This window comes from Arcicella sp. GW822-FHT02H01, assembly GCF_058802005.1.
The window spans coordinates 3,995,752-4,019,538 of sequence record NZ_JBXANT010000001.1 but is presented as its reverse complement, the minus strand read 5'-3'; the positions used below and the strand labels follow the sequence as shown (position 1 = coordinate 4,019,538).

15 protein-coding genes are annotated in these 23,787 nt (G+C 35.8%); 2 read left to right on the top strand and 13 right to left on the bottom strand.

Translation table 11 applies throughout. From position 1 onward, the window contains the following. The 4 genes from AC1RNE_RS16770 to AC1RNE_RS16755 all read right to left on the bottom strand — a co-directional run bounded on the left by AC1RNE_RS16770 (position 1) and on the right by AC1RNE_RS16755 (position 6,177). Entirely contained in the window at positions 1-372 is a 372-nt protein-coding gene (locus AC1RNE_RS16770; protein WP_492802409.1) for a glyoxalase superfamily protein, read from the bottom strand. Between the two features lies 1 nt (position 373). Then, positions 374-1,696 carry an alpha-L-fucosidase gene (locus tag AC1RNE_RS16765; protein ID WP_492802408.1) on the bottom strand — a complete coding sequence of 441 codons (1,323 nt, stop codon included), beginning with the start codon at positions 1,694-1,696 and terminating at the stop codon, positions 374-376. 76 nt (positions 1,697-1,772) lie between these two features. Beyond that, positions 1,773-3,254 carry a DUF1501 domain-containing protein gene (locus AC1RNE_RS16760; RefSeq protein ID WP_492802407.1) on the bottom strand — a complete coding sequence of 494 codons (1,482 nt, stop codon included), beginning with the start codon at positions 3,252-3,254 and terminating at the stop codon, positions 1,773-1,775. Between the two features lie 136 nt (positions 3,255-3,390). Next, a complete protein-coding gene (locus tag AC1RNE_RS16755; protein WP_492802406.1) occupies positions 3,391-6,177 on the bottom strand; it encodes a DUF1553 domain-containing protein in 2,787 nt (928 codons plus the stop codon). A 442-nt stretch (positions 6,178-6,619) separates the two neighbouring features. Between AC1RNE_RS16755 and AC1RNE_RS16750 the strand changes: the two genes are divergently transcribed. Further along, positions 6,620-7,504, top strand: coding sequence for an AraC family transcriptional regulator (locus tag AC1RNE_RS16750; RefSeq protein WP_492802405.1), 885 nt, complete (start codon positions 6,620-6,622; stop codon positions 7,502-7,504). Positions 7,505-7,691: 187 nt separating this feature from the next. Continuing rightward, positions 7,692-8,516 (top strand): RpnC/YadD family protein, encoded by an 825-nt coding sequence (locus tag AC1RNE_RS16745; RefSeq protein WP_492802404.1) that lies wholly within the window; start codon positions 7,692-7,694, stop codon positions 8,514-8,516. 176 nt (positions 8,517-8,692) lie between these two features. On the opposite strand, the gene AC1RNE_RS16740 is transcribed toward AC1RNE_RS16745, so the two are convergent. From AC1RNE_RS16740 to AC1RNE_RS16700, 9 genes are all read right to left on the bottom strand, one after another. After that, positions 8,693-11,281 (bottom strand): TonB-dependent receptor, encoded by a 2,589-nt coding sequence (locus AC1RNE_RS16740; RefSeq protein ID WP_492802402.1) that lies wholly within the window; start codon positions 11,279-11,281, stop codon positions 8,693-8,695. 370 nt (positions 11,282-11,651) lie between these two features. Further along, positions 11,652-12,647, bottom strand: coding sequence for a YpdA family putative bacillithiol disulfide reductase (locus AC1RNE_RS16735; RefSeq protein WP_492802400.1), 996 nt, complete (start codon positions 12,645-12,647; stop codon positions 11,652-11,654). A gap of 206 nt (positions 12,648-12,853) precedes the next feature. Then, positions 12,854-13,570: a head GIN domain-containing protein gene (locus AC1RNE_RS16730; RefSeq protein ID WP_492802398.1), complete on the bottom strand. Its 717-nt coding sequence runs from the start codon at positions 13,568-13,570 to the stop codon at positions 12,854-12,856. A gap of 107 nt (positions 13,571-13,677) precedes the next feature. After that, positions 13,678-16,113, bottom strand: a complete 2,436-nt coding sequence (locus AC1RNE_RS16725; RefSeq protein ID WP_492802397.1) for a PspC domain-containing protein — start codon at positions 16,111-16,113, stop codon at positions 13,678-13,680. A gap of 73 nt (positions 16,114-16,186) precedes the next feature. Continuing rightward, positions 16,187-16,555 carry a PadR family transcriptional regulator gene (locus AC1RNE_RS16720; RefSeq protein WP_492802395.1) on the bottom strand — a complete coding sequence of 123 codons (369 nt, stop codon included), beginning with the start codon at positions 16,553-16,555 and terminating at the stop codon, positions 16,187-16,189. 1,076 nt (positions 16,556-17,631) lie between these two features. Beyond that, on the bottom strand, positions 17,632-20,736 hold the full coding sequence (locus AC1RNE_RS16715; RefSeq protein WP_492802394.1) for an efflux RND transporter permease subunit: 3,105 nt from the start codon (positions 20,734-20,736) through the stop codon (positions 17,632-17,634). Between the two features lie 11 nt (positions 20,737-20,747). Beyond that, positions 20,748-21,803, bottom strand: a complete 1,056-nt coding sequence (locus AC1RNE_RS16710) for an efflux RND transporter periplasmic adaptor subunit (protein ID WP_492802392.1) — start codon at positions 21,801-21,803, stop codon at positions 20,748-20,750. Positions 21,804-21,814: 11 nt separating this feature from the next. Then, positions 21,815-23,146: a TolC family protein gene (locus tag AC1RNE_RS16705; RefSeq protein WP_492802391.1), complete on the bottom strand. Its 1,332-nt coding sequence runs from the start codon at positions 23,144-23,146 to the stop codon at positions 21,815-21,817. Between the two features lie 71 nt (positions 23,147-23,217). Continuing rightward, positions 23,218-23,646 (bottom strand): MarR family winged helix-turn-helix transcriptional regulator, encoded by a 429-nt coding sequence (locus AC1RNE_RS16700; protein ID WP_492802390.1) that lies wholly within the window; start codon positions 23,644-23,646, stop codon positions 23,218-23,220. Positions 23,647-23,787 lie beyond the last annotated feature (141 nt).

Sequence of the window (23,787 nt, the reverse complement as noted above, 5' to 3'; positions counted from 1 at the left end):
TTATACTGTTTTTTTATATTCGTTAAATACTAATCGGTTTCCAAAAGGATCAGTTAAGTTCATGATGTTTGCACCCCAAAAAGCTTCTTCTATAGACGGGCGATAATATTTATAGGGTCTGGTTTGTAATTCGTTGAAGAAACTTTCTAAATCAGAACAGTCAATAAAAACTTTTCCTCCAGGAGTACAGTCTCCGTAATGCTCAGTAAGATGAAAAGTCAATTCCCCTCTTGAAATCTGGATATAATAAGGCGTATTTTCTTCAAACTGATGTACCCAGTCTTCTTGAAAACCGAGCCAATTAATATAAAACTCTCGGGCTTTATCGACATCAAAGATTCTCAATAAAGGAATTGTCTTTTCTATTTTCATGCTATTTTTCCAATTCTATGACGTTATCTAATTCGTTTTTATCCAATGACGCAATATCAAATACGAAATAGTTATTATCTAATTTCTGAAACTTAATAGGAGTGCCATTTTTAAACAACTTCGCACTTTTGAAAGCCTGAGGAATTTTCAACATAAACTTATCGTCTTTGTATTTCAATAAATGAAGATAAGTTTTGTTCCCTTTTTCAGTAACAGCACCCCATTCCTGCGGACGAATAAATCCTCCTTTAGAACCATAAATGGTTTCTCCATACACTTTAGTCCACTCTCCTACTTTTGCCAAACGTTCTACAAACTCTGGTTGAATTTCTCCATTCGGCATTGGACCCACATTTAATAGAAAATTGGCACCGTAGCCAGCAGCACGCACCAAATAGTCTACCAATTGCTTAGGTGTTTTATAATGCTCATCTTTGATATTATATCCCCATGCCCCATTCAACGTCTCGCACGTTTCAAGTGGCAACGCTGAAATATCTTGTCCGCTCAATCCTCCTTTGTTTTCTCCTGGTAAATCACGTTCAAACATCTGAAAATCTTCCCCTGGTAGTGGACTTAAATGGTGGTTATTGCCAATCAAACATTGAGGCTGAAGTTTGTGAATCAAGCCATAAATCTCATCATATTTCCAATCAATTTTTGATTGCAAAGTTTTGTCATGGTCGTTATCTAGCTGATCCCAGTGTCCATCAAACCAGATGGCCGATACTTCACCATATTTTGTCAATAATTCTGTCAATTGACTTTTCATAAAAGCCAAATAGCTGGCATAATTACTCTTTTTAGTACGACCCGTTCCTTTTCCAGTTTTTCCTGTTTCATAAGGATAATCATCACGGTACCAGTCTAACAAAGAATAATAGAAACAGATTTTAATCCCTTGTTTATGGCATTCGTCTGCTAATTCCTTTACAATATCACGCTTATAAGGCGTATTCATAATATTCCAGCTCGACTGCTTTGTATCGAAATTGCTAAAGCCATCATGGTGACGAGTAATCAAGGTAATGTATTTCATCCCTGCACCTTTAGCAATATCTACCCACGTTTTGGCATTAAAATCAACAGGATTGAAGGTTTTTTGGAGTCTTGAATAATCTTTTACAGGAATATTTTTAATTTGCATTACCCACTCTCCATCACCCAAAACACTCGATAAGCCCCAGTGAATAAACATTCCAAAACGTGCTTTTTCAAATTCTTCCCGTGCTTTAATGTTTTCGGGACTTGGCGTATAACCAGTCTGGGCAAATGTTGACAAACTTGTTAATAAAGCCAACAAGGCTATTTGTATCTTTCTCATAATAGTTTATAATGTTTGATTTAAAAGAGTAAGATACAACTAGTCAATTATACTCTATTCATACTATCCTGTTTAATCAGGACAGCACAGGCTTAATCACTTTTCCTGCCGTGTCAGTTAATCTAAAGTTTCTACCTTGAAAAGGATAAGTGAATTCTTCATGATTGAAACCTAAGCAGTGCATAATGGTAGCTTGCAAGTCAAAAACAGACGTTCTATCCTTCGTGCCTACATATCCAAGAGGGTCAGTTTCACCATGAGAATATCCCCCTTTGATGCCTCCGCCTGCCATCCAAACCGTAAAGGCTTCAGTATGGTGGTCTCTTCCTTTAAAAGCCGCTGCTTTGCCTTCACGGTTTTCTTGCATAGGTGTTCTACCAAATTCGGCACCCCACACAATCAAGGTTTCATCTAATAATCCCCGTTGCTTTAAATCTTGTATCAGTGCAGTAATGGCTTTGTCGACGGTAGCACATTTGTGGGTTAAGCCATTCACAACATCACTGCTTTCAGAAGCGCCTCCGTGCGAATCCCATCCCCAATCAAATAATTGTACGAATCGCACTCCCTGTTCTACTAATTTTCTGGCTAATAAACAGTTATTGGCAAAAGATTCTTTTCCCATTTCAGTACCATACATTTCATGAATGTAGGCTGGTTCTTTAGAAATATCCATTACCTCAGGCACAGTAGTCTGCATTTTAAAAGCCATTTCGTATTGCGAAATTCGGGCTAAGGTCTCAGGGTCGTGAAATTCCTGATATGATTCCTTATTGATTTCAGTGATGGCATCAATCGTATTTTTTCTGATGTCACGGTTTACTCCTGATGGGTCAGAAATATATAAAACTGGTTCTCCTTGGTTTCTGCATTGTACTCCTTGATAAACAGAAGGCAAAAAGCCACTTCCCCATAATGCTTTTCCGCCGTCAGGATTTTTTCCTCCTGATGTTAACACCATATAGCCAGGCAAATTCTGGTTTTCAGAACCTAACCCATACGTTGCCCATGTACCCGTGCTTGGTCGCCCTAAACGTGCCGAACCTGTATGCAAAAGCAATTGTGCGGGAGCATGATTAAACTGGTCGGTGTACATGGCTTTCAAGAAAGAAATATCATCCGCCACAGTTTGCAAATGTGGCACTTTATCAGACATCCATGCTCCGCTCTGACCTACTTGCTGGAAATTTGCCTGTGGGCCCATCATCTGAGGTACGCCACGAATAAAGGCAAATTTTTTCCCTTCTAAAAATGACTGAGGACAAAGCTGTCCGTCTAATTTCATCAATTCTGGCTTATAGTCGAATAACTCTAATTGCGAAGGAGCACCCGCCATGTGCAAGTAAATAACAGACTTAGCTTTTCCTGCAAAATGAGGCATTTTAGGTGATAAAGGATTAGCAACATTCGCCATAGCCGAAGGCTGATTGCCTCCACAACTCTGTAGCAAAGAACCCATCGCCATCATTCCTAAACCTGTAGTGCATTGTTTTAGGAAATGCCTACGTGTTTCATGACGAAGCGTTTCAAAAAGAAGTTCTTCTTGTAAGTTTTTCATAATTGCTATTAAGCTTTATATTAATTGGCTACAGGAGTTTTTTTACCCGCAGATTTCAGAGATTTTTTCGCTGATTTTCGCAGATATGATAATAGAAAACTCCTCATTCTAAACTCCACACTCACAACTCACTACATTATTCTTTCATAATAAACTCATCTAAATTCAGCAAGGTGCTTGCTACCAAAGTCTTGGCGGCTAAGTCGGGAATATTTTTGGGTTTGATATTATCGTCTGGACAAATATTCAATAGCATATTGGCCTCATTTTTACTTTTCTGATACGTTATTAGTGTGTTAGTATAAAGCTTTTTCAAGATGCCTAGTTTCTTGTCTGTAATGTTTTTACACATCGTTAATTCATAAGCCTTCGTGATTTGCTCATCAATTGTTCCTCCGCTAGATTCCATCTTTTTGGCTAAACTTTTAGCACATTCTAAATAAACGGGGTCATTTAATGTAACAAGTGCCTGCAAAGGCGTATTAGTCCTGATTCTCCTAGCCAAGCAAATATCACGGTTTGCTCCATCAAAAGTTATCATGGATGGATAAGGCGTTGAACGGCGCCAGTAAGTATATAACGCACGTCGATATTTATCTTCCTTATCACTAAGTTTCCAAGCCATGTTGCTATAGGGCGTATTCCAAATGCCATCTGGCTGATAAGGCATTACACTTTTACCATACATTTTATAACTTAATAAACCACTTACTAACAAGGCTTGGTCTCTGATTTGTTCGGCAGACAAACGTACTCTTGGCCCACGAGCTAACAAGCGATTCATCGGGTCTTTTTCTAATAAATCTTCATTAGCTTTTGAATCTTGCTGATAGGTTGCCGACATGACCATTTCTTTCAATAGTTTTTTAGGCTTCCATTGATATTCATCCATAAATTTTATCGCTAGAAAATCTAATAATCCTGCATTGGTAGGCGTGAAACCTTGTGTACCAAAATCTTCTAATGTCTCTACCAAGCCAGTTCCAAAAAGTTGCTCCCAAAAACGATTCACTGCTACTCTGGCAGTCAAAGGATTTTCATTGCTTCCTAGCCACATGGCCAAACCCAAACGATTTTTAGGCGCTCCTTTCGGTAATCTTCCCAAGGCTTTAGGAATATCAGGTTGTACTATTGTTGTTTTTGCCATCCAACTTCCTCTTTCCCAAACATTCGTTTGTCGGGCATATTCATGAGGATTATCAAGCATAACGGGCGTATTTTCAGTATTTGCCCTTACTAATTCTAAAAAGGATTGCTTTTTTTCAGCATAATCAGGTTTTCCTTTTCCGGGAAATTCAGGTAATAATGTAAAACTCCCAATCACACAAGTACTTTGATCTGGTTTAATTTTTGTATTCTTGAAAGTCAAGTACCAGTCTTGTCGACCGTTCATTTTAGGTAAATCGTATAATTGATAATCCCATGAGTTGGTCCATCCTCCCTTTTGAGTAGTATCTAATTTTATCGTCGTGAGTACTTTCCCTGTCAATGAGCCTAAGCGAATTTCCATCAAAGTAGCACTTCCAGTTTTGTTTCCATATGCTACTAAAAGCTGGCTTTTCCCCTCCACAGGCAAAGATTTAAACCTTACCGAACCGCCATTTCTTACGCCTAAATATTTATTGTCAGCCAATGCTCCATTGATAAATTGGTCGCCTGCGTGCGGATGAATTTTAGGTTCTAGAAAAGTCAAATATTGCGTGATATCTTTTTCTTGCTGCGTACTAAAATTAGTTTTCAACCAAGTTTGTAAACCCTCTAGTTTTGCCTTGTCTTCGGGCTTATTAAACTGTCTAAGGTAAGGAGAATCATCTGGTACATCCTCATCACGGGTATTGTAGAAAAACGCCATTGATTTATAATAGTCTTCATGACGAATAGGGTCATAAGGGTGCGAATGGCATTGCACACAAGCAAAGGTGGTTGATTGAAATACCTCCCACGTCGTATTTACCCTATCTACCATGGTAGCATTTCTAAACTCTTCATCATCCGTACCCCCCTCGTCGTTATTAACCGTATTACGATGAAAGGCCGTAGCGATATATTGTTGTTCGCTTGGGTTTTTCAATAAATCTCCTGCCAATTGTTCTTTAATAAACTGAGTATAAGGCATATCTTGGTTAAAAGCCTTGATGACGTAATCTCTGTATTGCCAGATATTCCTGCCTTCATCTTTCTCATAGCCTTTTGTATCTGAATATCTAGCCATATCCAGCCACATTCCTGCCCATCGTTCGCCAAATTGTGAGGATGCCAGCAAGCTATCTACTATTTTCTCATAGGCATTGTCGCTATCATCTTTCATAAACGTCTCTATTTGTTTTTCGGTAGGCGGTAAGCCTGTCAAATCCAAACAAAGTCTTCTTAACAATATTGACTTTTCAGCTTGTTTAGAAGGCTTTAATGCTTCTTCTTCCAATTTATTTTTTACAAAATAGTCAATATCATTTTTCTCCCATTTATCCCCAAACAAACTAAAGAATCCTGCAAAAAAACCTTTGTTCGGCACAGCAGGCATTGTTGGTTTTACAAAAGCCCAATGCTCACCCCAATTAGCTCCTTGATTAACCCACTTTGTTAATATTTCAATTTCTTCTTTTTTTAAAGGCTCTTTTTTCAAAGGCATCCTTTCTTCTGGGTCTTTATGGGTAAGTCTGATAATAAACTCTGAATGCTCAGCATCTCCTGGAATAATAGCTGGCTTTCCTGATTCGGTTTTGCCCAAAGCCTCTTCTCTAAATAGCAAACTAAATCCTCCTTGCTTTTTTACACCTCCGTGGCAAGCAATACAGTGCTTGTTCAAAATGGGTTTTACTTGTGTACTATAATCTACCTCATTGCCTTTCTTATTCAATGAATACAGAGAATATCCCCCAATAATGACAATCGAACTGATAAAGATTAATTTGATGGTATTCATATTTTTTTCGAATCTTACAATGAAGTGACTCTTAGTTATCAAAACAATTAATACTCAAAACTTTATTCAAATGCTAAATGATTTTGAATGCGCTTTTTCCCGTCTATTTATAAAATAATATTTGAAATATACAATAAGTAACAATTGTGAATGATAGGTTTTGAGTTTGAAATATTTATATAATACTAAATCCAGTGAAAGTTCATAGCATACACCAGCCATTAGTTTTATCCTATAAAGATGGATAATGTACTGGAAAATATCATCTCTATGGATGAAATGGCAAAAAACTCAAGTCATATAAATCGCGTATTTCTATACTTGATTTATACTTATTTATTTAAATATGCCAACATATAATTGCAAATTTACCTGTTCAAGTCTTACATTTACATGACTCTTATTATGAAAAACATAGATAATATTATTAATAGGTATTTGAATGATTATTAAAGAAGAAGGCTTTTTAGGACAGAGGACATACATTATGCCTCATGAATTACTGACTAGAGTTGCCAAGCACCCTTTGGTTGAGACCTTACATATTACAGATATTGGATATTATCTCAAGGCAAATCATCATGCTTGCGAGCGTAAGAATGGCTGTGGACAGCATATTTTGATACACTGCGTGGAGGGTCAAGGATGGTATATGATAGATAACCAGAAGTATCTTGTCAATCAAGACCATTTTTTTATTATTCCAGCCAACGTTCCACATAGTTATGGCGCAAATATCGATAATCCGTGGACTATCTATTGGGTGCATTTTATTGGTACGCTGTCGACCCACTATATCAATTTTTTGTTTGAGAATACCAAAGACTATTCTCCTGTAGCCTTACCCCCCAACCATCAGCGTTTAGCCATGTTTGATGACATTATTTCGCATATCGAGATGTCATTCAATGATGATAACATTGTTTATGCTAATTCGCAATTTGCCCATTTTCTTACTACTTTCAAAGCTTCAGTTTTTAACCCTAATCCACCGTTATCAACCGAAACTGACCCTATCAGTAAGGTAATTGCTTATATGAAAAAACACCTTACAGAGACGTTGACATTAGAACAATTAGCTGATGTAGCAGGCATGTCTGCCTCACATTTTTCGGCTGTTTTTCGGCAAAAAGTACAGAGTTCTCCTATCAACTTTTTCACTTTCCTCAAAGTTCAACAAGCTTGTAACTTGTTAGAACATAGCAAATTAAGAGTAAAGGAGATTGCTTATACAATTGGTTATAACGACCCTTATCATTTTAGTAGAATATTTACGACAGTGATGGGTATTTCGCCTCGTGAATTCCGTAAAAAAATTAAAGAATGAAGGGGAGGGAATTGTAGAAGAACAAAAACAGAATTTTTGCTTAAATAGCACGTATTAGAAGATTTCAGCGTTTATTGAATTTATTCTCGTCCTTACCTTAGTTTTTCAAGTACTTGATTACTTGTCAATTAGGCTTTGGTTTTTAATTCGCAATTTTTAACTTTGTTAAGGTTTTATACATATACTAATGGAAAGAAAAAACTCTAAACAGGAAGGCAATCAATATGATAAAATTGTAAAAGAAAATATAGAAAGCATTATTCCTGCGTTAATGAATAGTATTTTGGGATTCAATGTACAGGAATCAGTAATTATTAAAGAGAAATTACAACAAACCAAAGAAAAAGAGGCTGATGCTTTACGGATTGTTACAGACCCAATTGGTCAAAAATTCATTTTGCACCTTGAATTTCAAGTTGATGATTATTCTAAGATGATTTACAGAATGATAGATTATTGGGCTTTACTTAAATCTAAATATCAATTTCCTGTTAGACAATACGTTATTTTTATTGGAAGTGGAGAGCCAAAAATGAAAAATGTATTATCAGAAGATGGTAACTACTTCCAATATCAGCTTATCAATATTACCCAGTTTGATTATTTAAGATTTTTAATATCTGATAATCCAGAAGAGGTTATTTTGGCAATATTAAGCGATTTTGGGAAAGAAAAACCAGAGAATGCTCTTAATCAAATTATACATAGACTCGAAGAAACTACAAATAATCAGTTAACGTTTCAGAAATATTTAAGACAATTGCGAGTATTGTCGAAACTTCGTAAATTAGATATAAAATTTGATGATATGATACAAAATATGGCAAAATATATTGATGCAGAGAATGATTATCTCTATATCAGAGGACAAAAAGAAGCGAGAGAAAAAGAACAAACCAAATTTGTTAAAAACCTGCTTTCAAAAATGAGTTTGTCTATCGAACAAATAGCTGATATAGCGGGAGTTTCAATAGAATTTGTAAACAATATAAAGCAAAAACTTTCCGTTTAGTTATCAATAAAAGATGTAGCTAATAGATAAAAAGCCTATCAAAGAACAAATCTCTGATAGGCTTTTTTATTTTTTAGGAGACTATGGTCCAGATTTTAATATCCATATTTACCTTGATTCGTAAAGCGACCTTGATTGCTCAAAGTCGCTTTTTTGTTTCTAATATAATGCTATGATTATCTTGGACGTCCACCACCAGTAGCTGCTGGAGCTGCTTGCTGTTGTTGCTGACCACCGCCGTTTCCGCCACCGTCGCCACCATCTTTCAAATCGTCGTTATTAACAGATTTCTTTCTCTTCTTAGGAGCATCAAAAGACATCTTACCAATACGATAACTGAAGTTAATTTTAAAGTTCATGTTACGTAAAGTAGTAGTACTTTGCTGAGAAATCGTTGAAGATTCGATGCTATTATTAATCTTGAAACCTCCTGGTGTAAAGAAGTTTTCAGCACCAAAACCAATACTTCCTTTTTTGTTCGCGAAGTCTTTCTTAACGCTTAAGCTATAAATTCCGAAACCACCTTGGCTACCTTGTAATTGTACTTGATTACCACGATAGAACGAGAATGCTTGTAAGCCCCATCCTTTAGAAAGGTTATAACTACCAAACATTCTAAAGCTTGCTACCCATCCTTGGTTTTTAGCATTCAACAATGGGTCAGGGTTGTTGTTATTCAAAACAGCGTAGTAAATATCAGTTCCTCCACCCAATTGGAATTTGTTAGAGATATTCACATTACCAAACAAGTTCATTCCATAAGCATCTTCGTTACCAATGTTACGGTAAGAAGTTAAAAGGAATGGTCTACCTTGTGCGTCTACTTCATTCGTACGAATACTTTGGATAGAACCTGTAGTATTACGCATAAACAATGCTGTAGTCAAGAACGTATTTTTAAAGAACGTATTTATCGTAAATTCATAGTTGTTTGTGAATTCAGGCGATAAGTTTGGATTACCTTCTGTAACGTTTGAAGGGTTAGAAGCATTACGGTTCGGGTTTAAGAACTGTAATGATGGTCTTTGAATACGACGGTTATAGGCCAATTTCAAAGTAGTTCCACCTTTCAAGCTTTTTGATACGTTGAAACTTGGTACCAATGTTCCGTAGCTTGGAATATCAATATTATTTTTTGCTCCACCTTCCGTTGTTTGAATTGCATTGATGTCAGTATGTTCATAACGTACACCACCTTTGAAGCTATATTTTTTCTTAGTTGTTAAAGTATAAGAAAGATAAGATGCTGCAATGTTCTGGTCGTAATCTAATGCTCCATTGTTTCCAACTTGAGTAAATGTACTATTTACTGTTCTGAAAATTCCTTTCCCACCAAATTCAATCATTTGTGTTTTACCAATTGGTGATTGATAATCTGCTTGAAGCGTAGTTTCTTGGTTATAACTTGGGTTGATATTCGAAATACGGTTTCTACCTAATTGAACTAAAGAGTCAGATAAACCATAAATAATGTTCGTAAAATTATTTTTACGGTCGTTACGGCTATACTGTGCTGACAAACTAAATTCTTGCTGAGGTTTTTTGAACGTATGCGTATAGTCAACGTTTAAATCTATCGTTCCAGAATTATCTTTCGTTTCTACATCACGGATAGTAGATGTATTGCTTCCGTTTGTTCTGATAATATTGGTAGATAATGCATCTTGGAAAGTATTCTGATTTCTTGCGCCATAACGAGCTGAAGCTGTAATTGAGTTATTTTTGTTAATATCCCAATCCCATCCAAATTGATAAGACCCAAATAAACCGTTGTTTCTCGTTGAAGCACTTTGTTTAGTAATTGTTCCATCAGCTTTAGCTAGTTGTGTATTTTCAAACTCACCACTTACATTATAGTTAGCACGTCCGAAACCACCTAACGAGAAACCCATGTTTCCTTTTCTATAGTTTCCGTTCAACGATAAGTTACCACCACGAATACCTACACTACTATCTAAATTCAATGTCAATCCTTGTAAAGTATTCTTCTTAGTAATGATGTTGATAATCCCTGACGACCCTTCAGCATCATACTTAGCAGAAGGCGAAGTAATTACTTCAACCGACTTAATCATATCTGATGGAATTTGTTTCAAGGCATCTGCAATACTACTCGCTACAATCGTAGAAGGCTTATTGTTGATTAATACCTTTACGTTTTGGCTACCACGAAGCGTAACGTTACCATCTAAATCTACTGATAACGAAGGTACTTTTCTTAATACGTCTGTTGCATCTCCACCTTTGTTGGTTGCATCTTTTTCAGCATTGTAAACCATTCTATCAACTTTGTCTTCAATCAAAGCACGCTGACCTTCTACGGTTACTTCCTGCAAAACCTGACTTGTTTGGTTTAATTTAATCACACCTAAATCAATGTCATCGTTTTTGTTCTCAATTTTCACATCAATTCTTTTTGAGTGATAACCCAAAAATGAAATAGCCAATACGTAGTCTCCAGTAGCAACTTTTACTAACGTAAATTTACCTTTATCATCACAAACTGTTCCATCAACAGGTTTGTTAGTTGCTTTCGCTAATAATGCCACACTCGCAAATTCAACAGCTTTAGTAGCCGAGGAGTCGATTATATAACCAGTAATTTTTGCTGACCCTTTTGGCGCAGCTTGAGCCGTTCCCGGAATAGCAGTAGCTTCTTTGGGACGTCCGCCACCCATTCCGCCCATTCCTCCTACTGGAAATTGAGCAAAAAGGTTGGTACAGATAAGGCTAAATAACGTTAAGGATAATAATATTTTTTTCATAAATATATTTTTAAAATGTTCGCTCTTTTCTTTAATTAGAAGCAAAGTTGGAGTAAATAATTTGTTGTAAGAATTAAAAAAGTACAAATGGATTGAATTTGAGATAAGTGGAAAACCCACAAAAATTATCGATTAGACACTATTAGAACACAAAAATTGCACGGTCGGCTCTTAGATTCAGACAATTTTCGACCAAATACAGAAGTGTGTCGGTGAATGACAATTTTTTGAGGACTCAATTTAACGAAGCTAGAAAAGGCAAACAAATAATGCCTTTTCTAAGTAATGGTTATGAAATTTATTGCTGATTTAACCTACTTTCTCACCTTCTTTATAGGTGTATTCGGGAGGAAGCTATCAAAAACAGTGATTAGTAGTTGGCATTATGAATAACTTTTCCAGTTATCTTTTGTAGAATTTTAGTAGCATGAATCCTTGAATTTTCAATAAATAAAGAGTGCGTATTCATTCCTCCGCAAATTACTCCTGCTAAATATACATTAGGCAAATTTGTTTCCTGTGTATCATCATTATACGTAGGTTTTAGTATTTCATCATTTGATAAAGTAATCCCTATTTTACGTAAAAAATCTAAGTTAGGTTGATAACCCGTCATCGCAATGACATAATCATTTTCAATCGTAACGATTCCTTCGGGCGTTTGGATGTCTATTTCATGTGGACGAATACTAGCAACCTCTGAATTGAAATAGGCTTTGATAGAACCTTCTTTGATTCTATTTTCAATATCTGGCTTAGCCCAATATTTTACCCTACTCCCTATTTCATCGTGTCTGATAACCATGGTTACGTTTGCTCCTTTTCGCCATGTTTCTAAGGCAGCATCAACCGCAGAATTATTGGCGCCAACAACTACTACATTTTGTAAAGCATAAAAATGGGGTTCTTCATAATAGTGAGTTACTTTTGGCAAGTCTTCACCAGGAACATTCATCAAATAGGGAATATCATAAAAACCAGTAGCAATAATAATATGCTGTGCCTGATATTCGCTTTTAGTAGTTTTAATGGTATAGAGAATATCTTCTTTTTCATCCGACTTGTCGATTTTTTCAACAGCTTCAAAAAGCTTTAGATGCAATTTCCGATGAATAGCCACCCTCCGATAATATTCTAACGCTTCAGAACGAGTTGGTTTAGCATTATTTGACACAAAAGGCACATCGCCAATTTCAAGTCTATCCGAAGTACTAAAAAAAGTCATGTTTGAAGGATAATTGTAAAGCGAATTTACCAGACACCCTTTTTCTAAAATTACATAGCTTAATCCAGCTGTTTGGGCTTCTAATCCACAAGCCAAACCAATAGGCCCTCCACCAATAATAACCAAATCGTAATGTTGCATATAAGTAATAATTGTGAATTGTGAGTGGTGAGTCGTCCGTCACTGCGATTCTGACAGCAGTACCTTAATTCACTCAACAACATCATTTATTTTACATAGACACTTGTCATCTTTTAATAAAACAAGTTTATCTGTTTTTTTAACACACAAAACCCCGCAAGAGTTCTGCAACACTTGCGGGGTTTAAGTATTTATTCATTCAATGTTTACTCTCCACTCTTTACTGATGAAGCACCAGACACATCAGATCTTACTGATGGCTGACCTTTGTATCTTACAGATGAAGCGCCACTTGCTTCTACATTCAATGTTTTACTAGCGTTTACTCTAGCAGAACTTGCACCAGAAACTTCAGCATCTACATCTCTTGCTACAAAGTTGTATGAATCTACATTACTTGCACCAGAAAGGTCAAAGTTAAGCTTAGAGGTTTTACCGTTCAATTTTACCCTAGATGCTCCAGAGCAATCTAAGTTTACTTTGTCGGCATTAATATTAATTTCAGTATTGGCGGCTCCTGAAAATTTCAACGTAACATCTTCTAAATCATTGAAACCTGAGATTTTAGATCTAGTAGCACCCGAGAAATCCACTTGTTTTATATTAGGCATAACAATCGTGAAGGATACTTTCTTACGGTTATTATTCCATTTCCAACCGCCTTTACCTTCACGGTATTTAGCGATAAGTGTACTTCCGCTCAATCTTACATCTAAATCATCAAGGTCTTCCGAACGTTCAGCATCTACTACTACTTTAAATCCACTACCATACTTAACATCAATTACAAAAGCACTTGACATTTCTAATTTATCAAAACCTTTCAAAGAAAACTCTTTGGTATTCTGAGCAAACATTACGTTGGCAATTCCTAATAAAAAACTCAATAATAAAGTGTTACGAAAGTAGGTTTTAGTATTCATGTCTTTGTTGTTTTTATTTTTTATTAAGATGCAATGTATGCTACAAAGGTTGCACGCTTATTCTTTTTTTTTATGAAAGGTTTAGTATTATGATAAAACTGCTATTATTAGTCTTGTTCTTTTTCAATAGAACCGCCCTCTTGAACTGAACGATTCACTGAAGGTTCGCCACGATAACGAATAGAACCGAAGCCTACAGTTTTGGCATCTAGTTTTTCACGAACATTGATTTCTGCCGAAGCTGTGCCTTTTACTTCTAAAGTAGCACTGACAACATCCAAATCGAATGATTCTAATTTTGATTCGTTGTCTAATTTAGCTTTCAATTTGTTGTAATTTCCGCTAACCTTTAGTTTTACACCATTGGCAAGGTCAACAAAAAGTTCTTCTCCGTCAAAATTCTTTATTTTGCTAGTACCTACTCCACCTTTAATCGTAAAGCCTTTTAACCTTGGCATGCTAATGTGGATATCATAAATATCACTTGGCTTTTGTCCGTCTTTAGCTTCAATAATCAATGTTCCATCAGACACCGTATATTTTAATTTTTCAAGGGCATTTTCGCCAGCGCTACTTACTTCAACACTGAACTCATCTGCTTGATTTACCAATACATTTGATATACCAGACAGGTTGACTCTTATGTTTTCAAAATCTTTTAAGGGCAAAGTCTGAATTGATACGCCATCAGGAAAACCGTGTTGTTCGTCATCAGAATCATTGTAAGTATTTCTTTTTGGGAAACGGTTCTCGCAAATAAGGTCTCCGTCTTTGGTAAACTTCCAGATTGAGCCCTTGAATAAATCTCCAGTACTTTCGTCAAAATATCCACCATCAAAATTATTATCCACAAAACTGGCAAAGCCACGAGTCATCGAGAACGTTTTTCCATAAGGAATATATACTTTCATTCTGATTCTTTGGTCACGGAAATGAGCATCATCTTTGAATTCAAATCTGTCATCAAATTTCAAAACAGAGTCTTTCTGAACAATATTATACGTAACAGCCATTGCATTGGTTTCTGCATCTTTTTTGTCAGCACCATCTGCTCTGAAAATTTTCTCTATTTTAATGTCAGCACCATCATAGCCAATTAGCTCAACAGAAGGCTCCCAGTCTTGATCCAATCCTGTATAATTGATATCAAAAATAGGTGTTCTCTGATTGAAGTTAAACGTTACATTTTCTTCAATAGAGGCTGTTTTTGCAAAGTTTTTAGCATACTTTACTCCCGTGTACATTGTACTAAGTAAGCCAATCAAAAACACCCCTAGTAAGCTTTGCCAAATGATTGCATTGAAAAGGTTTCGGCGAATTACCAATGAAATACCTGCACAAGCTATTACAAATGCGGGAACTGCCAACGTTAGGAAACCGCCTAAAAATAATAATGGAGAAGCATCACGGGCAATCAACCCTACAGGCAAATGGTCACCGATATATACATTGCCATTTTCTAATGCTGTCAAGCCTACAAAAAGCGAAAAGAAAAGTGCTATGATAAATATTACTCCCGAGAAAGTCATCATCCCTCCCACAAAGATTCTAGCAATGGATGCTAAAAATACGGTGAATGGCCCCAATGCTTTGAATACTTGCGAAATAACACGGAAAGGTAATAATAGGATTCTAGTAAGGGTATCCTCTGGTTTATCTTCCGAATGCAAGGTTCTTTTGATATTTGATTCGATGTTTTCAAGCGTAATAGGTTCGCCCGACATTTGCATTTTATCTGTCAAAGACTTAGCTTCTGGTGCTATCGCCCATAGTATTAAATATAATACAACACCTGACCCAAAAAGGAAAATACTAAGTACAAATACAAAACGAAGCATGCCTAAATCCCAACCTGTGTAAGATGCTATACCGCTTACTACGCCACCCATTACTTTGCCGTCTGGATTACGGTAAAATTTACGGATTCTTTCGTCTTCTTCCAACGCAGCATTAGCAGGGAAAGCAATCCAACAAGCGATGTATAACACGAATGTTACGCCGCTTAATATTCCTGCTGTAATAGGGCCAATGCCCAATAAGAAAAACAAAAATGTTAGGCGAATCCAAAGTGGGTCAAAACCTAAATTATGGGCTAGTCCTGCACAAACGCCCCCTAATAGTTTTCTTTTAACATCTCTGTAGAGTTTTCTATCACCTGAAGCAAACCTATTATTTTCATAAGTATGCGCTTTACGCTCTTGATATTCCTCTTGTTTTTTCTCTTCTTTAGGCTCTTCTTTTTTCTGACCACCAACAGCAAAGTCTTCATCTTCTTCGATGGCAGCGAAATCTGACACTGAACCCATTGAGGCAATTAAGCCATCTACGTCTTCAATGGTAATTACTTGAGAGTCTTCACTTTTATGTTTTGTCCAAAATTTTTCTGCAATTCTGGCCTCGATGTCTGCAACAATTTCTTTTGAACCTTCATAAGAAGCAAAATATTTCTGAATAGATTTCAGATAGGCATTTAATCGCTCGAAGCCGTCTTCTTCGATATGAAAAACTATGCCTGCAATATTGATTGATATGGTCTTTTTCATGTTTGAATGAATATATGAGTTAATACCCAAATGCTATTATTAGTTTTGTCTGGTCGGTATTTAGACTATTTTCTTAAACCCCTTCCTGCTCTGATTCTTTGTTATGGTGATGAAAAGAATCATGAATTATTTGATTGACAGATGTTTGTAATTCACTCCAAGTCTCGCCAAACTGAACCAAAAATGTTCTTCCAGTATCTGTAAGGATATAATATTTTCTTGGAGGCCCTGATACCGACTCTACCCATTTGTAATCTAATAATCCCGAGTTTTTTAACCGAGTAAGCAAAGGATAAAGCGTTCCTTCCACAACCATTATTTTGGCCGAAGTTAGCTCCTCAAGCATATCAGAGGCGTAAACTTCTCCTCTGGAAATGATGTGCAGGATACAAAATTCTAAAATTCCTTTCCGCATCTGCACTTTGGCATTTTCTAAATCCATATGTATATGTTCTGTTTATATTGTTGGTCTCAAAGTGTTCAACTCTGAATGATAAGCGATTGGTTGTAGGCTGTGATGCAGGCTTTTTATATTGAATAAATGGCTTACTAACTGTTGTTTCATTACCCAATGTATAAAGCTTGTGCATTAAAGCTTGAACAAAGATATAAAAAGGTACTATGTGATGCAAGGTACTATGGTAAAATATTTTTTGATTTATACAAAAGGATTAAAATAATTACGAAAGGCAAAAGAAAGTCAGGAAAATAAGAGGGGAAAAAGTAGCATTGGGCTAAAAAAATTTAGCGAACCTTAATAAGGTTCGCTAAAATGTATCACTAACACACCAAAATATGGTTTCGAGTTTGAAGAGCATAACTCTTCTTGCTAAAAACCTATTTGAAATTATAGATATCACTATTTACCCAATAAGTAAACAGCTAAATTGATCTTCACTTGAAAGAATTAAATAAAACCTAAACTAAATGATAATAACAAACTTATAACAATAACTTGTTAATTCAAATTTGAATTATATTTTTCTTATTTATTAGCAATAAACTTGCCATTTATTATCAATTGTTAATATCTAACTCAAAAAATAGCCCATTATTTCAATTAATTCTATCCAATAATGACTATAACACTACTTAAATATAGTATTGCACAATATTTAAACGAAAGAAAAGACAAAAGTAACAAGCTTAAGATTTTTTTTATCCTGTTTTTTTAGCATTAGATGCTTTATTATACATTATATCATAATTTCCCCTCGTCTAACTAATCACTTTACTTAATGTGTCGCCATAATCAGACATTTAGAGAAAAAATGTTCGATTTTTTTTATCTATTGTTATCTATATATTATCCCGAAGTAATTATTCGATCTAAAACACATGATGAAGCGTTGCTTAAAGGCACTATTTATTCAAGTCATATTATAACTAAAAGTCATAGTATAATATTATATACAACTAATAAAAACGTCATTAATCCTTTTTAAGACTAATACTCAAAAAGGATTAATGACGTTTTAAGGAAAGCTTTCGCTAGAAAAATAATACTTTATTATCCTACTAATTGTTTGCTTTCTTGCTTCTCCAATTCAAGACTCTATTTTTAAGGCTCTCGATGATGTAGTACATACTTGGTACTAACAACAGAGTTAATAATAGCGAACTAGTCAAGCCTCCTATAATTACCCAAGCCATCCCATTTTTTACTTCCGCTCCTGAACCACTGGCTAATGCAATCGGCAACATCCCTGCTATCATGGCGATGGTAGTCATCAAAATAGGACGTAAACGCTCTTTCCCTGCTTCTATTAAAGCTTCTGTTACAGACATTCCTTTTTCTTTCAGGTGATTAGTAAAATCTACAATTAAGATACCATTTTTGGCTACTAACCCTAATAACATAATCAACCCTACGATAGCAAAAATTGTCAGTGATTCCATCGTCAAAGCCAAGGCTAACAATGCCCCAATCAAAGCAACAGGAATAGAAAACAATACTACAAATGGATAAATAGTACTTTCGTACAGCGCCACCATGATTAAGTAAACCAATAAGATACCTAATAACATGGCTAAACCTAAGCTACCAAAAGCATCTGCTTGGCGTTGTGCTTCTCCTTGGTATTCAATAATAATGTCTTCGGGTAGTTTTACAGTACTTAACGTTTTTTGAATATCCGCTACAACAGTTCCCGTGGCACGTCCCACAGTTGATGCTGTTACTTTGATAGAATTCATACGGTCTGAACGCTCTAACACAGCTTGTCCTACAATTTCGCTAACATTGGCTACTTCTTTTAAACGAATGATTGCTCCGCGACTATTTCTAAGCGTCAACTCTCTCACATTTTCGATAGAACGCTTATCAGATTTTTCTAAAGAGATATTAATCGGATATTCCTCTCCTCCTTGCTTGAATTTGCTTTGGTCGTTTCCTCTAAAAGCTAATTGTACTGCCAAACCCACCTCAGGAATTGTCAAACCTGCTTTCGTGATTTTTTCACGGTCAAGATTAATGGCAATTTCCGTTTTCGGACTTTTAGTACTAAATTCTACATAGTCAGTACCAGGTGTTTTACGAACAACTTCTTTCACAATTTTAGCTGTTTCCAAAATCTTATCCATATCTGTGCCTTTAATCGCTACTTGGATAGGCGCTTCGCTACCACCAGTCAGTGAAGTAGGGCGAACAACAACTTTTACACCTGGTATTTTTGATATTTCATCTCGCACCAACATTCCCATCGCATCTGTAGAAATTTTACGATGCTCCTTGTCTACTAATGTAACCGAAAGCTCTGCGATGTTTGAATTAGCACTACCTGTACCCACGGCTCCAGTTTGTGTACCAACATTAGAGAACACTTTGGTTACTTCTGGCTTTTTCAATAAAATGGCTTCTGCTTGTTTTACCATTAAATTGGTTTGTGCTAGTGGTGTTTGCGGAGACATTTCTAATTGTACTGAAAACTCTCCACGGTCGCCTGACCCTGCAAATGATGACCCAATAAAGCCCTTCGCCAATAATGCAATCGACCCAATGAACATCAGGATAATACCGATAAGTACATAGCGTTTATGTCCTAACGTCCATCTCAAGATAGTACCATAATCTTCTTTCAGCCCATCTAAAAAGCGTTCAAAACCAAGGTTTATTTTTCCCCAAAGGGTATCTTCACTGAGGATTTCTATTTTCCCCCAACGCGATGCCAACAAAGGAGTAAGCGTGAAAGAAACAAATAAACTCATTAATGTAGAGAATACTACTACCAAAGAGAACTCACGAAGAATATTTCCAATCAATCCTCCACTCATTGAAAGTGGTAGGAATACCACAACGTCTACTAGTGTAATGGCAATAGCAGTAAATCCAATTTCACTACGCCCTTCAATAGCCGCATCCATCTTTGATTTACCCATTTCGAGGTAACGATAGATGTTTTCTAATACCACAATACTATCATCTACTAGAATACCAACTACCAAAGAAAGCCCCATCAAACTCATTAAGTTGAGCGAGAATCCGAATAAGTACATCAAAATGAACGTCGGAATCATGGCCGAAGGAATAGCAATCAATACAAATATTGAACTTCGGAAACTGTGTAAGAAGAACAACATTACTAAACCTACGATGATAATTGCCAGAAATAAATCGTGTATTACTGCATCTGCAGAAGCAAGCGTATAAATAGACTGGTCAGCGGCAATATCATAGCTAAATCCTTTGCTGGCATACTGTACTTGAATCGTTTTCAACTTTTCTTTTACCAGTTTACTTACGTTTACAGCATTAGCATCGGCTTGTTTTACAATTTCAATCCCTATACCAGCCTTACCATTATTTCGGTTAAGGGTTTTGGTTTCTGTTTGTGCATCTGTAATGATGGCAATGTCTTTTAATAAAACTCTACTACCGTCAGCATTTTGGCGAACGATTAGTTCACGAAGGTCTTCTACTTTTACAATTTTTGCATCCAGACGTATAGAAGTTCTGTTTTCATTATTCAATACACTACCTGCTGGATAGGAACTATTACTATTGGCAATCAATTGACTTGCCTGTGCCGACGAAATATTGTAGGCTTGTAGTTTATCATTATCAAAAGTAATCTGAATTTCTCGTTCATTACCTCCAATCAATCGAACTGTTCCTACACCTGGCACATTTGATAAAATCGGTTTTAACTTTTGATCAATAAGGTCGTACAAAGCTGGTTCCGACATTTTTGCCGAAGCACTTATCCTTAATACAGGTATTTCGTCGGTATTAAATCTACTCACTACGGGGTCGTCTATCTCATCAGGTAGCGTTGATTTAATTTGATTAATCTTTCTTTCAGCATCTCTTTGCGCATTCAGTGTATTAATCCCTGCTTTCAATTGAATGGTGATCAATGATACACCTTCAGATGATGACGACGAAATTTTATCTACCCCTTCTATGGCCGAAACGGCTTCTTCCACAGGTTTGGTGATTGCATTTTGTACTTCTTCAGACGACGCACCACGATACGTTGTTTGAACGATGATTACGTTAGCTTCAAACTTGGGTAATAAATTATAATTCAGTTGTTTATAACTTACAAAACCAAATAAAATCAACGTCACGAAAATTACTGTAATCAGTAATGGTCGTTTTATGGCTATTTCAGTAATTGACATATTTCTTAAAATTATTGGTTGGTGGTTTTGGTAATTTTACTGCCATTGGCCAAGTTGATTTGTCCACTTGTAACTACTTCTTCACCAGCTACTAAGCCACTAATCACTTCTATGTTTTCGCCTATCTCACGACCAACAGTAATTTTACGGAGTACAGCGGAATTGCCTTCTACTACATATACAAATGGATTCTTCGTACCTTCTGCTAAGGCTAGCTTAGGAATTTGTAGTAAAGTTGCTTTTCTGCCTAAATCAAAATCAACCATTACATAAGTACCCGCACGGAGTACGTTGGTATTCAATAGGAGTTCTACACGATAATTATGGTTTTCATCCCCTTTTGGTGAAATAAACTTTATTTGACCTGAGAAGCTTTTATTTGGAAATACATCAGAGGTAACTTTAGCTGTTTGTCCTAAACGTAATTGATAGACATCTTTTTCATTTACAAAAACGACTGTCTTTAAGTGAATATCATCTGTCACAGTTGCAATGACTGTCCCAGGACTTACATATTCACCAGCAACTAATTTACGAGCAGTAACCACGCCACTAATCGGGGAAATAATATTGCCGTCTTCAATTTGCTGTTTTACTTGTTCTATTTGTAGACGAGTGTTTTCTACATCATATTTAGCATTCACCACGCTCAATTCTGTCCCCGCATTGCCTTTGTATAAATCATTGTTTCTAGCATAATCTTGTTCAAGTTTAGAAAGTGTTAATTCATTAGCTTTCAAAGAAATACTTTTCAAACGATTATCTAGTGTACCGACAATCTGTCCTTTGGCAACACGTGAGCCAATATCAATGGTTAATTTTTGAATTTTACCTTGGATACCTACGGCAATGGTTGCTTCATTACTTAATTCTAAGGTAGCTGGCAATGATACCTTTCCATCAAAAGGTAATAGTTGAGCTTTGGCTGTTGAAACTGAAACAGGAATAACAGAACGGTCTACTACTACTTTATTGGCTTCAATTTTTTTCTTATTTCTGAATAAGGTAAAGGCTATCAAGCCTGCGATGGCAAATATTGTGAGGGTGACGATTAATGACTTTTTCATATCTGGTTGAATTAAAATTGACTAATATAGCTTTTTAAGGTTCCTTTAGATTTTTCGTATTCTAGTCTCGAGCTTAAGAAATTTATCAAGGATGTAACATAGTTACTCTGTGCTTCTTTATAAGAATAATCTGAATTGAGTAAGTCAGATAGCGTAGCTACGCCCTTTTGATATTCTAATTCGCTATTATTATAAACCTCTTTGGCTAAATTCAGGTTTTCTCGGTTGGTGGCTAAATCTGATGATGATTTTTGTAGTTGAGCATTCGTATTCTGTAACTGCATATCCATCGTATTACTATTAATTTTCAGATTAGCTCTTGCATTTTGTAGCGTCAGTTCAGCTTGTTGTACTTGGCTGCTCTTGCGATAGCCACTAAAGATTGGCACATTTACTTTCAAACCGATAGACGAAAAATCTATCCAGTTTTTGAAAGATTGATTGATTTCGTTGCCAAACGCCATCACTCCATAACGAGCATAGGCACTTACAGTAGGCAGATATGCCGCGTGTTTGCGCTTAACATCAAATTCTTGGAGAAGAATATTATTTTGTTGAATTCTATAATCCAAAAGATTCGTAATATCCCCTGTATTTTCTGCGGAAACTGCCACAAAGCTTTCGTAGTTGGTTATTTCAGAAACATTCAAAGGTTCATTCAAAGGCATTCCCATGGCATTTTTCAGTTTATTGATAGCCACTTGTTTATTTGCTTGAAGAATAGATTTCTGAGACAGGATGTTATTCAAGCTTACTTGAGTACGGTCAAATTCTGTTTTCTTAATAACCCCTTTATCCAAGCGTAGCTTTAATATTCCCAATAATTCACGGTATTTCTTTTCGTTTTCAAGCAATATTTTCTCTTGTTCTACATAAACCAATACTTGAAAATATGCCCCTGTAGTGCTATAGATAAGGTTATCTTGATTTTGCTCTCTTTTCAATAACGAAACTTGATTGTTGGGTTCGGCTGCTTTAATACCTACCAACATTGATTTATCATAAATCACTTGGTCTACCTGAGCCGTACCATTGGTATTGTATTGATTACCAAATTGTAAACGAATTTCTGTGGGACTAAAAGCACCTGCTGGAATCACAGAAACCTGTCTTTTTAGGTTATCATCAAAAGTAATGGTTGTATTTACTTGTGGTAAATATCCTGCCAAGGCTTCTCTTGATTTTTCTTTGGCAATCGCTATTTCATTTTCATAAATGCTATTGCTTGTATGGTTTTTCAAGGTAAACTCTATACATTCTTTTAGGGTCATTACCTTTTGAGCTTGCGTTGAAAATCCACTCAGGGCGAACCATAAATAGAAGAGCAATTTTCTCGTTTTCATAAAATATAGTTGATTTGGTTATTATTGAATTTGAAAAGATTGACAACGTCAACCTTTTGGGCAAAAAAAAACTACTTTTCAGCGTTTTCTTTTAATTTGATTAATACACTTTTGAAAATAGCTAAATCTTCATCTGAAATATCTTTAAGGTTCTTATGAGTATTCTGATTGATAATTTCCTCGCATTTTTTCAACATCTCAGAACCATTTTCAGTAATAACAATATGCTTTTTACGACGGTCGATTGAGTCATTCACACGCACGACTAAGCCTAAGTTTTCAAGCTGGTCGATGTGACGCATTACCGCAGATTTATCTTTTTTCATAATATCTGCTAAGTCTGACTGAATCGAATCTTCTTGAGAGAGGATTTTCAAAATAAAATTTTGTTCAGGAGTAATCATCAGACCATTTTCTTCAAAGTTTTTAGCCGTTTGCTTAAACAATGCTTTGATTGTGGTAGCAAATAAAAATTGAAATGAGTTTTGATTAATATCCATGTTATTAGTTGTAAAAATAAATAGTTGACAAATACAACGATTCAAAATTACAACTAAAGTTTTGATTTCCAAATTGCTACACCATTATTTTTTAGAAACTTTTAGTTCCTGCAAACATTCAACGAATAAAATAGGATGATT

Excerpts from the sequence above, each read along its gene's own strand:
- AC1RNE_RS16770 (WP_492802409.1), bottom strand. The coding sequence starts at position 372 with ATGAAAATAGAAAAGACAATTCCTTTATTGAGAATCTTTGATGTCGAT.
- AC1RNE_RS16765 (WP_492802408.1), bottom strand. The coding sequence starts at position 1,696 with ATGAGAAAGATACAAATAGCCTTGTTGGCTTTATTAACAAGTTTGTCA.
- AC1RNE_RS16760 (WP_492802407.1), bottom strand. The coding sequence starts at position 3,254 with ATGAAAAACTTACAAGAAGAACTTCTTTTTGAAACGCTTCGTCATGAA.
- AC1RNE_RS16755 (WP_492802406.1), bottom strand. The coding sequence starts at position 6,177 with ATGAATACCATCAAATTAATCTTTATCAGTTCGATTGTCATTATTGGG.
- AC1RNE_RS16750 (WP_492802405.1), top strand. The coding sequence starts at position 6,620 with ATGATTATTAAAGAAGAAGGCTTTTTAGGACAGAGGACATACATTATG.
- AC1RNE_RS16745 (WP_492802404.1), top strand. The coding sequence starts at position 7,692 with ATGGAAAGAAAAAACTCTAAACAGGAAGGCAATCAATATGATAAAATT.
- AC1RNE_RS16740 (WP_492802402.1), bottom strand. The coding sequence starts at position 11,281 with ATGAAAAAAATATTATTATCCTTAACGTTATTTAGCCTTATCTGTACC.
- AC1RNE_RS16735 (WP_492802400.1), bottom strand. The coding sequence starts at position 12,647 with ATGCAACATTACGATTTGGTTATTATTGGTGGAGGGCCTATTGGTTTG.
- AC1RNE_RS16730 (WP_492802398.1), bottom strand. The coding sequence starts at position 13,570 with ATGAATACTAAAACCTACTTTCGTAACACTTTATTATTGAGTTTTTTA.
- AC1RNE_RS16725 (WP_492802397.1), bottom strand. The coding sequence starts at position 16,113 with ATGAAAAAGACCATATCAATCAATATTGCAGGCATAGTTTTTCATATC.
- AC1RNE_RS16720 (WP_492802395.1), bottom strand. The coding sequence starts at position 16,555 with ATGGATTTAGAAAATGCCAAAGTGCAGATGCGGAAAGGAATTTTAGAA.
- AC1RNE_RS16715 (WP_492802394.1), bottom strand. The coding sequence starts at position 20,736 with ATGTCAATTACTGAAATAGCCATAAAACGACCATTACTGATTACAGTA.
- AC1RNE_RS16710 (WP_492802392.1), bottom strand. The coding sequence starts at position 21,803 with ATGAAAAAGTCATTAATCGTCACCCTCACAATATTTGCCATCGCAGGC.
- AC1RNE_RS16705 (WP_492802391.1), bottom strand. The coding sequence starts at position 23,146 with ATGAAAACGAGAAAATTGCTCTTCTATTTATGGTTCGCCCTGAGTGGA.
- AC1RNE_RS16700 (WP_492802390.1), bottom strand. The coding sequence starts at position 23,646 with ATGGATATTAATCAAAACTCATTTCAATTTTTATTTGCTACCACAATC.